Source organism: Sorangium sp. So ce363 (genome assembly GCF_051520435.1).
In the GTDB taxonomy this organism is placed as follows: Bacteria; Myxococcota_A; Polyangia; order Polyangiales; family Polyangiaceae; genus Sorangium; species Sorangium cellulosum_B.
This window is the reverse complement of the sequence record NZ_CP150333.1, coordinates 12,466,587-12,478,696: the sequence shown is the minus strand read 5'-3', so window position 1 is coordinate 12,478,696 and position 12,110 is coordinate 12,466,587. Positions and strand designations below refer to the sequence as shown.

Sequence of the window (12,110 nt, the reverse complement as noted above, 5' to 3'; positions counted from 1 at the left end):
GACATGCGACCTGGCACTTCCCTGTCCGCGGTGACAACCATGTGGCTGGCGCTCGCCGCGTGCGGCGATGACGATGAAAAGCTGTCGCCGCTGGGAGCGGCGTCCGGCGCAGAGGGTGAAGGCGGCGCGGCGGGTGAAGGCGGCGAAGGCGGCGAAGGCGGCGCCCCGGAGGCGGGGAGAGCGGACGGCGAGCCGTGCACCGCCGACGAGGATTGCAGCGGGGGACTCTGCTTGATCGAGGCGGACCTGGGCTGGGCGGGGGGTTACTGTACGGCGCTCTGCGCGGAGCCGCTCGCCCCGTGCAAGTCTGGCTCGATCTGTGTAGCGACTGGCGGCAACTTCTCGCTCTGCTTCAGATCCTGTGAAGAGGCGGCCGACTGTCCGGGCGCGGGGCGGAGCTGCCGCGCGGTGGGCCCTAACGGCGCGACGGCGGCGTGCGTGGGCGGCTGCGACAGCGACGATCAGTGCCAGGTCGCCTGCAACAGCGAGACGCAGCGCTGCTCCCTCGACGAGGCGTGCGACAACGACGAGGACGACGACGGGGACGTCCTGCAGGACTGCGAGGAGCTCGACTGTTCCAAGCACGACGTGTGCGTGGACGGCATTGCCGCGGCGTGCGCGGGGGCGATCGACGTGTCGGCGGGCGGCGCGTTCACGGGCAGCACCAAGGACGGCACGAACGTGTTCGCCACGATCTGCTCTGCCTCCAACGGCACCTATGCGGTCGGCGTGGGTGTGAAGGAGAAGGTCTTCCGGTTCGTGGCGCCGGCCAAGGGGGCGGTCGTCTTCGCCCCGAGGTCCGCCGCGGGCGGCGGCTACGACTGGTACGTCCGGACGGGCTGCGACGACTCGTCGACGCTGCTCGGCTGCTCGGTCGCGCTCGGCCCGGATGAGCTTGCGGTCGAGCTCCTTGTCGAGGCCGGGGAGACGCGCTTCCTCTTCATCGATGACACCGGTGAAAGGGACCCGGAGTATGCGCTCGAGGTGACCTTCGCGGAGCAGGCCTGCGGCGATGGGGTGAGGGTGGGCACGGAGGAGTGCGACGACGGCAATGCCGCGGACGGCGACACGTGCTCAAGCGCGTGTGTGCTCGACCCGGAGGCGGCGTGCGCGGGCGCGGCGCCGGTGACGGCCGCGGCGGTGACGGGCGACACGTCCGAGGGCACGCGCGGCTTCACGGCGACATGCGCGGGCGACGGCCCGGAGCTCGTGTACCGCTATTCCCCCGAGGCGGACGGCAGCGCGACGATCACCGTGACGCCGACCGGATCCGCCGATCTCGTTCTCCACGTGCGGACGGACTGCGGCGAGAGCGCGACCGAGATCAACTGCCTGGACGCCGGCTACGCCGGAGACCCCGAGTCGGTCACGCTCGATGTGGCCGCGGGGACTCCGCTCGACATCTTCGTCGACAGCTACAACAATGTCTCTGCCGGCTCGTTCGAGCTGAGCATCACGCCGGGTCGACCTGCTGACACGGCCGGACGAACGCGGCCATCACCCGAGCTTCACATGGAAGCCCGCTCGATGAGGTCGGCGGCGACGGCCGTTCCATTCACCGCCACGGCGCCCGCGCTCGCGGCCGCGCGGGCAGCGACCCCGTGGTCGAGGGCGCCCTCCAGCGCGGCCAGAAGGGACTCCGCGCTCAGCGCTCCATGGGCCACGGACGTCCCGAGCCCGAGCGCCCGGACGCGCGAGGCCCAGTAGGGCTGATCGGCGAACATCGGGACGATCACCTGCGGGACGCCCGCGCGCGCCGCCGTCGTTGTCGTACCCGCCCCGCCGTGGTGCACCACCGCGGCGACCCTCGGGAACAGCGCCTGCTGGTTGACGTCGCCGATCGCGATACCGTCGGGAGCGTCGTCGACGAGACCGAGCTCGGCCCACCCCTGCGACAGCACGACCCGGCGTCCCGCAGCCCGCACGGCCTCGATGACCATGCGGCCGGTCTGCTGGTCGACAGGCATGCTGCCGAAGCCGATGTAGACGGGCGGCTCGCCGGCGGCGAGGAACGCTTCCAGCTCGGGTACGAGCGGCGCCTGGTCGGCAAGGAGCCAGGCTCCCGTCTGCGTGACCTGCAGGCCGGGCGTCGCCGGCAGCGGCCCAAGGACCGAGTCCGTCGCGAGCCACGGCGCCTTGCCCAGGATGTGGCTGAGGACATCGCTCAGCGGACCCAGGCCAAGGCGCTCTCGATTGGCGTTGAGTCGCTCGAGGAGGCGCTCGTTCCAGCTCCGCGATTCGTCCTGCCAGCGTCGGAGGTTCGATTCCGGGTCGCCCCCGGGCTCACCGCCGGGCGCATGGTCCGGCGACGGCAGGACCACCGGCGCGTACACGGCGACCACGGACGGGACGCCCAGCCGTTCCCCGATGGACCGCGCGGCGTACTGGTGCGCTCCGCCGGCCACGATCACGTCGCATCCCTCGGCGGCCGACGCGGTCGCGTCGAACTGGTCTCTCGCGAGGTGCTCCACCAACGCGCGGACCTGCTCCGGCGTCGGCGGGGCGGCCGGCGCGGCGGCCCCGCTCGGTTGCCGCATCGCGATGCCTATCGGGGTCGCCGTGAAGCCCAGGCCGCCCACCCAGTCGATGAAGTTCGGCGGAACGCACAGCCTCACATCGTGCCCCCGACGCCGCATCTCGACGGCCAAGGCCACCACGGGTTGCACGTCACCGCGAGTCCCCACTCCCGTCAGCAATACTCGCATCGTCTCTCTCCCTTCCACCACGCGGGCCGCGTGGATGACGGAGGCGACGATGGCACCGCAGACGCGTTTTTTCATCGTATCAACGCCTGAGTTCCGGTATACATGCTGAGACGGGAGGCAGGGCGAGGACGCCCATACCACGGATCATCCGTTCAGGCCCAGACGGCCGGGGCCTCCTGGAGCTGAGTTGGCTCGTCGAGCCGTGTGAGCGGAAGGTGCTCTCCTGCTCGGTGAGGGAGCAGGTGAATCCTTATCGGCCCGACCAAGGCGATGGCCGATCTCGGCAGGGCTGCGAACGGGCTCGGCCTCGGCGCCCGCGGGGCGCGGAATGCATCTTGAACCGCCCTGATCCATGGGCGACGAGGCTGCGCATCCTGGTGACGCAGCGGGGGCCGCGGCGCTCCCGCTGAGCGAGGCGACGAGCGAAGCAGGCGTGCGCGGGCGCCCTGTCGATGCATGGCTCGAGGAGCTCTTGTCCCGCGCGGTGCGCCGCTACAACCGGCGGCCTTGCCCCGCGATCATCGCGGCGTCGACCGGCGTGACGGAGCCGACCGACGCGCGCGCGGTCATCCGGCGCGCCTGCATCCGCTCGGCGCTCGCGGGCGGCGCCACCGGGGCGCTCTCGACCGGCGCGGCCGTGGCCACGGCCGAGACCAACGGGCTCGGCGGGCTCGTGGCGATCCCTGCGGCCATGCTCGCGATCGGTGGTGAGACGGTGCTCCGGCTGCTCCTGCACGTGCAGATGCTCTGCGAGCTCGCGGATCTCTTCGGGCTACGGTTCGATCCGGACGAGCCGGCCGACGTGTGGGCGCTGCTCGCCCTCGCGTTCGGCGTCATGGAGCACCCCCAGGACACAGACGATCCAGCGGGCGTGCTCGTGCGCTCGGCGCGCAGGCGCGGCTCGGATGTGGCGAAGCAGCTCGCGGCGCGGCTCGCCGGCGAGAGCGTGGCGCGCAACCTGGTGCCCGTGCTCTCGGTCGCCTCGTCGTCGATCACGAGCTGGGTAGTCACCCGGCGCCTCGGGGATACCGCGCGTCGATACCTGCGTTACCGGTGCGCGCTCGACGAGGCGCTCTGCGACGAGACGCTGCGCCCGCACCTCGATCGGCTGTTCGACGGGCTCTGGTTCATCTTCACCGCCGACGGCCGCCTCACGCCGGAGGAGTCCGCGCTGCTCGCGGCCGTGCTGCGGCGGCTGCCGGCCCCGGCGCGCGCTGGCCTGAACGAGCGCCTCGCCGACGACATCACCTGGATCGAGCGCCTCCGCGACGTGCCGGAGGGCGCGCGCGCCCCGCTGCTGCGCGCGCTCGAGATCGCGGCGGCCGTGGACAAGGTCGCGTCGCTGCGGGAGCGGAAGCTCCTCGTCCACGCCGCGGCGGCGCTCGGCCTCCGCGTCGACGAGGGCGGGCTCGATCGGATGATCCGCGAGTTCGAGGAGATCGGCACCCTCGGCGTGGCCGCGTAGCGCGGCCGCAGCGCGCCGGCCAGGGAATCACGAAATGGTCGAGGGCGGCGGCCTCTCTGCCGCCCTTGGGGAGCCCGTGGACCTCGACGGCGAGGCCCTCCGGGGCGGGCGCGATCAGCAGAAAATGAAACGGGCGGAGCGCCGCGCCGCGAGCGAGATCGTCGGGGTGACGGCGGGTCGCGCCCTGGGCGAGCGCGGCCCGTGGGCCGCCGCCGCCGCCAGCCACGATGAAGAGCTTTCCGCCGCGCTGGAAGCGCTCGTGGTTGTGCACGTGGCCGCTGATCAGCGCCAGCGCCTTCCGGGAGCGGAGGAGGGGCGGGACGATGTGGCGCTGCACGTGCGGCTCGTCGCCCGTCACCGTGCTGTTCGTGTAGGGCGGATGGTGCGCGAGCACCAGCGCCGCGCGCGCTGAAGGATCGGCGTCGAGGCGGCGGAGCGCGCCCTCGTACCAGCGGATCTGGGCGTCCCACTCCGCGGGGGTGAGCTCGTCGATGTTGCTGTCGAGGACCACGACGCGGATGGGGCCATAGGCGACCTCGTACCAGCGGCGCCCGCCGAGGTGCGGGAAGCGCGCGAAGAGGTGGCGCGCACCGTCGCGGCCGCCCCAGTACTCATGGTTGCCGAACGCCGCGAACACCGGGATCCCGGCGTCGCGCACCGGCGCCATCAGGGCGTCGAGATCGGCCCAGTGCCGCGCCGAGCCGCCGTCGAACACCAGGTCGCCGATCACGAACACGGCGTCGGGGCGAGCGGCGGCGAGCGCCTGCACCAGCGCAGCGCGCTCGGGATCATTCGACTCGCGCCAGAACTCCAGGTACGAGGTGCGCTGCAGATCGGCGATGACGGCGATGCGGCCGCTCGTGGTCGGAAGCGGCACATCGAGGCTCCCCGCGAAGCGGCGCGGCGCGGGGAGCGGCGCGCACGCGGCGAGCAGCGCGCTCGCGGCGGCGAGCAGCGCGGCCGGGAGGACCCGCCTGCTCACGGCCCTGGCGCTCGGCGGAGGGCGGGTCGGCCCTCCAGAAAGACGCCGACGAGGACGCCGAGGTACGCGCCGGCATGGATCCCCCAGCAGACAAGGTATCTCGTGGCGGCGCCGCGGGACCACACACCGAGGCTCGCCTCGCGCACGCCGAACGGGTCGAGCGCCGCCATGACGGCCGGGCAGAGCGCGAACGCGGCGGCGAGCGCCGCCATCATCCTGACCAGCCAGGCGCGCCACGAGAACCGGTCGCTGCGCGCGGCGCGGAGGAGGCCCACGCCCGTGACGAGGGCGCCGAGCGGCAGACCTCCCCGGAACCCCGTCCAGGCGACCGCGAGCCGGAACGGCAAGCTCGACGCGGCGAGGCCCTTTCCGTCGAGGAAATACTCGGGAGAGATCGTGGCGGTGACCTGATCGAAGAGCGCGCCACAGGCGCCCGCGGCCAGCGCGCCAGCGAGGATGGCCAGGTACTCGCGAAGACGGGAGGGCGAGGCGGGTGGGCTAGGCCGCACGACGCCCACGATACGACAAACGGAGGTGATCGCGGCAAGCATGCCGGGCGATTGATCTCGGCCGACAGAGCACTTCCCGCTCGGAAGCGCACGGTGGGCAGGCGACAAACGAGCAGAGTTATTCCAACGCATTGGCGTGAGATCCGACATACAGGAGGCTCCGTTGCACGCTGCTCTTCGGACGCGGCCCGCCGACGAGGCGAGCGCGGTGCGCCATGGAAGGTGAACGCGATGAAAGGGAGCGGCAGATGATCCTGGTGACCGGAGCGACAGGGAATGTGGGCGGTGCGGTGCTCGAGCAGCTCGTCGAGGCGGGCCAGCCGGTCCGCGCGCTCGTGCGCGATCCGGCGAGGCTGGGAGCGCTCGGCGGCGACATCGCCGTCGTGAAGGGCGATCTCTCGAAGCCCGAGACGCTCGACGCCGCGTTCGCGGGCGCGGACAGGGCGTTCCTGGTCTGCGCGGGCGGCGACCTGCCGAACCTCGCCGGCAACGCGGCCGACGCGGCGAAGAGGGCGGGCGTGAAGCACATCGTGCTGCTCTCGTCGTCGAGCGTCGCCCGCGCGCCCGACGTCCAGATCGCCCGCTGGCACAGCGAGGCCGAGGCGAGGGTCAAGGCGTCGGGCGTCGCCTGGACGATGCTCCGGCCGGGAGGGTTCGCCTCGAACACGCTCCGGTGGGCCGCGTCCATCAAGGCGCAGGGCGCGGTGTTCCAGCCCCTGGGCGACGCCAGGACGAGACCCATCGACGAGCGCGACATCGCGGCGGTCGCGGTGAAGGCGCTGACCTCGTCGGGGCACGAAGGCAAGGAGTACGAGCTCACCGGGCCGGAGGCGCTGAGCGCAGCGGAGCAGGTGGCGAAGATCGGCGCCGCGATCGGCAGGCCGCTCAGGTACGTCGACGTGAGCGAGGACGCCGCCCGCGAGGCGATGGTGAAGGCGAGGCTCCCCGAGGGCTTCATCCGCGCCTTGCTCGAGGCGTTCGCGTTGATCAGGTCCGGGAAGGGAGAGGAGCCGTCGTCCGCCGTCGAGCAGCTCCTCGGGCGCAGGGCGCGGACGTTCGACGAATGGCTGGAACGCCACGTGAAAGCGTTCCAGTAGGGCGCGGCGGCAGATCGCCAAGGAGGAGAGCGCATGGCATCGAGAGCGATCAGGATCCTCGTCATCGGCAAGAGGGCCGATATCCTCGAGCGGAGCGTGGCAGCGCTGAACAAGCAGGGGCACTCGGCTGTCGGCACGTTGAGCGCGTCGCCGGACACGGAGTTCCACGCCGGCGACTTCGACCTCATCACGCTCGGCGGCGGCGTGGACGCCGCCACCCGGGCGCGCCTCCACGCGCGCTTCAAGGAGCAGAACAAGGACGTGATGGTGCTGGACGTGTACGCCCCGATCGCCAGCCAGCAGATCGCCTGGGCGCTCAGGAGATCTTCCGTCGAGGGCGAGCTCGGGAGCGCCTTCTCGGTGACGGAGGCCAATGACACCTTCGTCGCGCGCGCGACGATCGAGCGCGCCTGCACGCTGCGCCTCGACATCTACAGCTACCCCGGCGGCGCCCTGGAGCCGGAGGTCGCGCGCATCGTCGACACCTCCGTCCCCCAGGGAACACACGAGTTCAGGATCGAGAAGCAGCTCGCGCGTGACGGGTTCATGGCGGTGCTGACCTTGAACGGCGAGGAGCACCACCTGCACCGCCTGCAGCAGCACCCGGGTTGAGCCGCGCGGCGCGCGACCATCTACAAACCACCTTATGCCAGCCGACATGACGTCGACATCTCGACGAGATTCGCACGATGCCGGCGCTCGCATCATCTGGAGGGGCAGGAAACCCGAGGACTTTTCCACCGTGTCAAGCCCCTCGCAAGGCGTTCCGAGTGTCCCCTCGGGCACACGCTTGCCCCGCGTCTTCGCCAACCGCTCCGGATCGTCATCAGCCCCGAGCGCTCAACCTGCCGGACGTCACCCCGAGGCGCTGCTCGTGGCGCAGGCCGAGCAGGAGTACCTTGGCGCGCAGGAGGCCCACCGGAGCCCGTTCGAGCAGCGGATGCAGGTCGACGATCGCGCGATGAAGATGCGCGTGGAGATCGCCCGGCGGCCAACGCCCTGAAGAAGAACGACCGAGATCTTCCACGTTTCGGCTCGGAGGGGCAGGGAGTCGGAGGCCCGCTCACGCCGTCGTCCGCTGTCTAGCCGGCACGCGCCCGCCCCGGTCACCTTGACAAGGCGGGGTAGCCGCAGGGTACGCTATCTTTCCGCAATGAGTGGAGCGGGACGACGCGCTGGGTCGGAGTTCAAGACGCTCCACGTCGGGGCGGCGGTCGGCTGTCGGGCGGGCGGATGCCGCCGAGGGGGCCGCGGTCGATGACGCGGGTACGTCGGCACATCCTTGTGGCCGAGCAGGGTATGAATCATTCGGACCGTAGCGCGGCGCCGCTAGGCAGATGTACAGCTGCATGAACAGCAACATTTAACAGCTGAGCACTGCGTCGGCGATGCAGGTCGCAGAGGGTTTGTGGATCCTTTTGTCACGAGGTGACGCGCATGGTGGCACGCAAGACCGTGAAGGCTCAGAAGAAGGATCGTCTGGTCGAAGCCGCGGCCGAGGCCGAGTCCAAACCGCGGGAGCAGCCGACATCTCAACCCGCGTCGAAATCCCGTGGGAAGAGCACTGTCCTGATCGCCGCAATCGGTGCTTTACCAGCCTGTCTAACGGCGGTACTGGGGTATCTCCAGGGATCCAAGAGCACCGATGCCGCGAAGGCCGAGGCGGAGCTAAGCGCGAAGAATATCACGCTACAATTCTCCGAGAACCCTAATTTCAAACGACTGAGCTACCCCAACTATGGGCTCTCTCTGTTTGCTCCAGTGTCCTGGACGATGGAGGACAGCCCTGCACGTCTCGCGGGAGGCGAGTTCAACCTCGTTCAGCGATACGAAGACACCAAGGGCGCCGTTGGAATGAACTTCAGGCTCCGCCCTGTACAACCCAACTACATCAACGACCCTGCTTCCCAGGTCAAGAACCAATTAGATGTTCTTGAAAAGATCTCAGCCGTTCAAGTTGGCGACGTCAGCATATCTGGAATGACCGGAAAGCTCTTCGACTATGAAACACCGACGGGCGCGAGAAAGATGCGAATCAAATTATACTGGGTTCGCCTGGTCCCGGACGTTCAATTGCAAATTATATGCGCCGAGTACACCGACTCCAAGGGAGCAACCGAGTTCTGGCGGGATGTAGATCAGGTCTTGTCCAGCATTGTCATCGCGCAGGATTCCTGGCAAGTCCGCTACAAGAACGGGTTTGCCAAGTAGCCGCGCATGCTGCATCGACCACCGAAATCAACGCTGAGCTTAGAGAGGCTAACAGGCTTTCGCAACCTCGCCGCCGACGTTGACGGAGCCGCCGCGGTTCCTGCCGGTGGCGGTGATGGCCGACGTCTCGCCGATCGTCGCGGAGCCGACCGCGTGATCTCGAGCGGCATGTTTTTCGTGAGCTTCCGGAGCAACATCCGCCGGAGTGAGCCCGCGGAGACCTCCATCGCGGCGCACGCGGTGGATCGGCCATGGCCCTCGCCGATCCGCACAGCACGTGCCCTGAGGCCGCGCCGCGATCGCTATGCCCTGGCGCGGCGATCGATCGCCTCGATCGCCATCCGGGCCGCGCGGCGTCCTGGCGCATGAACGGATCGGCGTGCCGCGTGAGCTCGGTCAGCGCGTCGAAGCCCGCGGCGCGATCCTGCCGGACGAGCGCGTCACGGAGGCGCGGCAGGAACTCGGCCAGCGTCCTCACCTTCGCGGCATCCCGGGCGCGGAGGGCCGCCGCAGCGATCGAGCCGTCGGCGTCGTCGAGCATGGCGCGGGCATCGGCGGCCCAGCGCGCCACATCGTCACCCGCGCGCGGGCGCTGTCGTGCGCCGCCGGATCTCGGCGCCGCGCGCTCGTTCAGGTAGCTGTCCGACCGCGACGTCGCTCCGAGCGTACAGCGGTCGGGGCGCACCAGGCCGTCGTGAAACCCGGCCATCGTGGGGACGCAGGACCTTCCTCGGCAGCGGAGAACCACTTTCATGCCTTCTTGCGCCCTTGCGTCTTTGCGCCTTTGCGTTGAGATTCTCCTTCTCACCGCGAGCTAGATCCCCGGCGGGATCCCTGGCGCGCGGCACCACCCCTCCGCGCTCGCAAGGAGCTCCTCATGACACGAACGCGCGTTCTCCTGGATCACGACGGCGGCGTCGATGACTACCTCGCGATGCTCCTCCTGCTGACGATGGACCACGTCGATGTCCTCGGCGTCGTCGTCACCCCTGCCGACTGCTACATCGAGCCCGCCGTCAGCGCCACGCGCAAGATCCTCGATCTGGTGGGCCGCCACGACGTGCCCGTCGCCGAGAGCACCGTCCGCGGGCTCAACCCCTTTCCGCCCATCTTCCGGCGCGACGCCTTCTGCATCGACAAGATTCCCGTCCTGAACGAGCGCGAGGAGATCCTCACCCGGCGTGTCCACGAGACCGGGCAAGCCTTCATGGCGAGCGCCCTGCGCGCCGTCCCCGAGCCCGTGACGCTCCTCGTGACCGGGCCGCTCACCACCGTCGCCGCGGCGCTCGACATCGATCCTCGCATCGAGAGGAACATCCGCGAGATCGTCTGGATGGGCGGCGCGCTCAACGTGCAGGGGAACGTGCAGACGGCCTTCGAGAGCGGACAGGACGGCTCCGCCGAGTGGAACGTCTACTGGGACCCGATCGCCGCCGACCGCATCTGGAAGACCGCCATCCCTATCACCCTCTGTCCGCTGGACATCACGAACCTCGTCCCCATCACCCAGGCGTTCCTCCGCCGCCTGTCCCGCCAGCGCCGCTACCCCCTCTCCGACCTCGCGGGCACCTGCTACGCGCTCGCCGGCCACCAGGATTACTTCGCGTGGGACGTGCTGACGACCTCGTACCTCGGCAAGCCGGAGATGTTCACCCTCCGCGCCTGGGAGACGGAGATCGTCACCGCGGGCCCCTCGCAAGGGCGCACCAGGGTCGCGCCCGGCGGTCGCCCGGTGCAGGCGCTCGACCATGTGGATCTCGAGCAATTCTACGGATATCTCTTCTCCCAATGGTCGAGGTGACACAGGGCGGCCGGCACAGGTTGACACCACGGTCATGCGCGACACGCGCTGGGACCCACAAGGACCTCGCGGTGCTCGGGCGAGTCGCGGTCGGCACGGCGTCTGCATACCGGCGCGGTCCCTGCAAATGCCCGCGCGGAGCTGACCGCGTCGGGTCGCTCGAGGAGGAACTTCGATGCCTTATTCTCGTTTCACCGCGTTGACTCTCGCCGTCATGGGAGGCCTGGCCGCTCTCGGTATCTCCCGTCCGAGCTCTGCCTGCACGCCTGTGCCGGACGGGCGCTATTTGTCCGGGGTGTTTGGCGTCGTGCCGATCGACGGGGTCATCGTGGCCCGGGCCAGCTGCTACTCCAACTGTCCGGAGAGCGCCCCCGTGCTTCTGGTGAAGGACAAGGACACGGGCGAGGCCATCAGCGGCACCCAGGAGGAGGTCGCCGACGTCGCCGTCGCCGAGCGCGAGAGCGTGCTCGCCTTTCGCCCCACGGCCCCGCTCGTCGACGGCCACACCTACCAGGTCGAGATCGAGGGTCAGGACCTCAGCGCCGGCATCTCGGAGATCTACGCCAGCACCGCTGTCGACATGGACGTGGGCGCCATCCCTGTCCAGAGCCACGTCATCGTGCAAGAGCGCTGGCACGGCAAGATGAGCTGCTGCACCGTCGATCAGCTCCCGGGGACCTGCGGTCCGGAAGAGCGCTGCGTGGCGGAGGAAATGGAGCGTTACGTCACCGTCTTCCTCACTGTGAGCGGGGGAGTCGACGCCGGCGAGAGCCAGTACGTGCAAGTCGTCACCTTCTCGAGCCCGGACGGGGAGGAGCTCGGCAAGAAAACGGTCTGGAATGAGTCCCCGAGCCAGACGTACGACGTCGCGGCCACGGAGTACTGCTACCAGCTCACGTACAGGAGCCTCATCGACGGCACGACCGTCGAGAAAGAGCGCGCCTGCGTTCCGCACGGCGACGCGGGCGAGACGGCCGTCTTCCCGGCCGACGCGACGGAGATCGCCGCGGCCATCGCGGCTTGCTCTTCTCCGCCCGGGGGCTTCGAGGAGGCCTGGTGCAGCGCGAGGGCTGCGTACTGCGAGGTGAGCCCCAGCCTCTGCGCCGACGATGACGTGAGCTCCTGCGAGGACTCCGGTACGGGCGCCGGCGGCTCGGGGGGCTCCGGGGCGGGCGGTGGCGGTACCTCTCCGGAAAACCCGGATGCCGAACACGACAGCGGCGGCTGCTCGGTCAGCGCGGGCAGCGGCGCCTCGTCCGGCTGGGCGCTGCCCGCGATCGGGCTCGCGCTGTCCCTCGCGAGCCGCGCGCGGCGGCGTCGCGACCGCCGCTGAACGGACC

The 12,110-nt window shown here is 69.9% G+C and carries 11 protein-coding genes and 2 pseudogenes; 10 read left to right on the top strand and 3 right to left on the bottom strand.

Annotated features, from left to right (window positions below; genetic code table 11):
• Nucleotides 1–3 precede the first annotated feature (3 nt).
• Nucleotides 4–1,086: pseudogene (locus WMF12_RS46995) on the top strand (DUF4215 domain-containing protein); the annotation flags it as partial.
• A 422-nt stretch (nt 1,087–1,508) separates the two neighbouring features.
• Here WMF12_RS46995 and WMF12_RS46990 read toward each other — a convergent pair.
• Nucleotides 1,509–2,705 (bottom strand): glycosyltransferase, encoded by a 1,197-nt coding sequence (locus WMF12_RS46990; protein ID WP_437856196.1) that lies wholly within the window; start codon nt 2,703–2,705, stop codon nt 1,509–1,511.
• Between the two features lie 352 nt (nt 2,706–3,057).
• Between WMF12_RS46990 and WMF12_RS46985 the strand changes: the two genes are divergently transcribed.
• Nucleotides 3,058–4,170 (top strand): hypothetical protein, encoded by a 1,113-nt coding sequence (locus WMF12_RS46985; protein WP_437856183.1) that lies wholly within the window; start codon nt 3,058–3,060, stop codon nt 4,168–4,170.
• Nucleotides 4,171–4,204: 34 nt separating this feature from the next.
• Nucleotides 4,205–4,582, top strand: a complete 378-nt coding sequence (locus WMF12_RS46980; protein WP_437873981.1) for a hypothetical protein — start codon at nt 4,205–4,207, stop codon at nt 4,580–4,582.
• Here the strand turns inward: WMF12_RS46980 and WMF12_RS46975 are convergent.
• Nucleotides 4,493–5,047: pseudogene (locus tag WMF12_RS46975) on the bottom strand (metallophosphoesterase family protein); the annotation flags it as partial. The gene WMF12_RS46980 and the pseudogene WMF12_RS46975 sit on opposite strands and share 90 nt — an antisense overlap.
• Before the next feature lie 101 nt (nt 5,048–5,148).
• Nucleotides 5,149–5,661 (bottom strand): hypothetical protein, encoded by a 513-nt coding sequence (locus tag WMF12_RS46970; RefSeq protein WP_437856178.1) that lies wholly within the window; start codon nt 5,659–5,661, stop codon nt 5,149–5,151.
• 248 nt (nt 5,662–5,909) lie between these two features.
• Between WMF12_RS46970 and WMF12_RS46965 the strand changes: the two genes are divergently transcribed.
• From WMF12_RS46965 to WMF12_RS46935, 7 genes are all read left to right on the top strand, one after another.
• The gene (locus WMF12_RS46965) at nt 5,910–6,758 is read left to right on the top strand and encodes an SDR family oxidoreductase (protein ID WP_437856173.1); all 849 of its coding nucleotides are present in this window, start codon (nt 5,910–5,912) and stop codon (nt 6,756–6,758) included.
• A gap of 33 nt (nt 6,759–6,791) precedes the next feature.
• Nucleotides 6,792–7,370 carry a hypothetical protein gene (locus tag WMF12_RS46960; RefSeq protein WP_437856165.1) on the top strand — a complete coding sequence of 193 codons (579 nt, stop codon included), beginning with the start codon at nt 6,792–6,794 and terminating at the stop codon, nt 7,368–7,370.
• A gap of 262 nt (nt 7,371–7,632) precedes the next feature.
• Complete coding sequence (locus tag WMF12_RS46955; protein WP_437856159.1) at nt 7,633–7,761, top strand: hypothetical protein; 129 nt, start codon at nt 7,633–7,635, stop codon at nt 7,759–7,761.
• Between the two features lie 434 nt (nt 7,762–8,195).
• The gene (locus tag WMF12_RS46950) at nt 8,196–8,969 is read left to right on the top strand and encodes a hypothetical protein (RefSeq protein WP_437856153.1); all 774 of its coding nucleotides are present in this window, start codon (nt 8,196–8,198) and stop codon (nt 8,967–8,969) included.
• A gap of 6 nt (nt 8,970–8,975) precedes the next feature.
• Nucleotides 8,976–9,338, top strand: coding sequence for a hypothetical protein (locus WMF12_RS46945; RefSeq protein ID WP_437856146.1), 363 nt, complete (start codon nt 8,976–8,978; stop codon nt 9,336–9,338).
• Between the two features lie 508 nt (nt 9,339–9,846).
• Complete coding sequence (locus WMF12_RS46940) at nt 9,847–10,770, top strand: nucleoside hydrolase (RefSeq protein WP_437856142.1); 924 nt, start codon at nt 9,847–9,849, stop codon at nt 10,768–10,770.
• Nucleotides 10,771–10,945: 175 nt separating this feature from the next.
• On the top strand, nt 10,946–12,103 hold the full coding sequence (locus tag WMF12_RS46935; protein WP_437856136.1) for a hypothetical protein: 1,158 nt from the start codon (nt 10,946–10,948) through the stop codon (nt 12,101–12,103).
• Nucleotides 12,104–12,110: the final 7 nt, after the last annotated feature.

Bases quoted from the DNA above. Each gene is read 5' to 3' on its own strand.
- WMF12_RS46945 (WP_437856146.1), top strand. From the start codon at position 8,976: ATGCTGCATCGACCACCGAAATCAACGCTGAGCTTAGAGAGGCTAACA.
- WMF12_RS46980 (WP_437873981.1), top strand. From the start codon at position 4,205: ATGGTCGAGGGCGGCGGCCTCTCTGCCGCCCTTGGGGAGCCCGTGGAC.
- WMF12_RS46940 (WP_437856142.1), top strand. From the start codon at position 9,847: ATGACACGAACGCGCGTTCTCCTGGATCACGACGGCGGCGTCGATGAC.
- WMF12_RS46960 (WP_437856165.1), top strand. From the start codon at position 6,792: ATGGCATCGAGAGCGATCAGGATCCTCGTCATCGGCAAGAGGGCCGAT.
- WMF12_RS46935 (WP_437856136.1), top strand. From the start codon at position 10,946: ATGCCTTATTCTCGTTTCACCGCGTTGACTCTCGCCGTCATGGGAGGC.
- WMF12_RS46965 (WP_437856173.1), top strand. From the start codon at position 5,910: ATGATCCTGGTGACCGGAGCGACAGGGAATGTGGGCGGTGCGGTGCTC.
- WMF12_RS46985 (WP_437856183.1), top strand. From the start codon at position 3,058: ATGGGCGACGAGGCTGCGCATCCTGGTGACGCAGCGGGGGCCGCGGCG.
- WMF12_RS46950 (WP_437856153.1), top strand. From the start codon at position 8,196: ATGGTGGCACGCAAGACCGTGAAGGCTCAGAAGAAGGATCGTCTGGTC.
- WMF12_RS46990 (WP_437856196.1), bottom strand. From the start codon at position 2,705: ATGCGAGTATTGCTGACGGGAGTGGGGACTCGCGGTGACGTGCAACCC.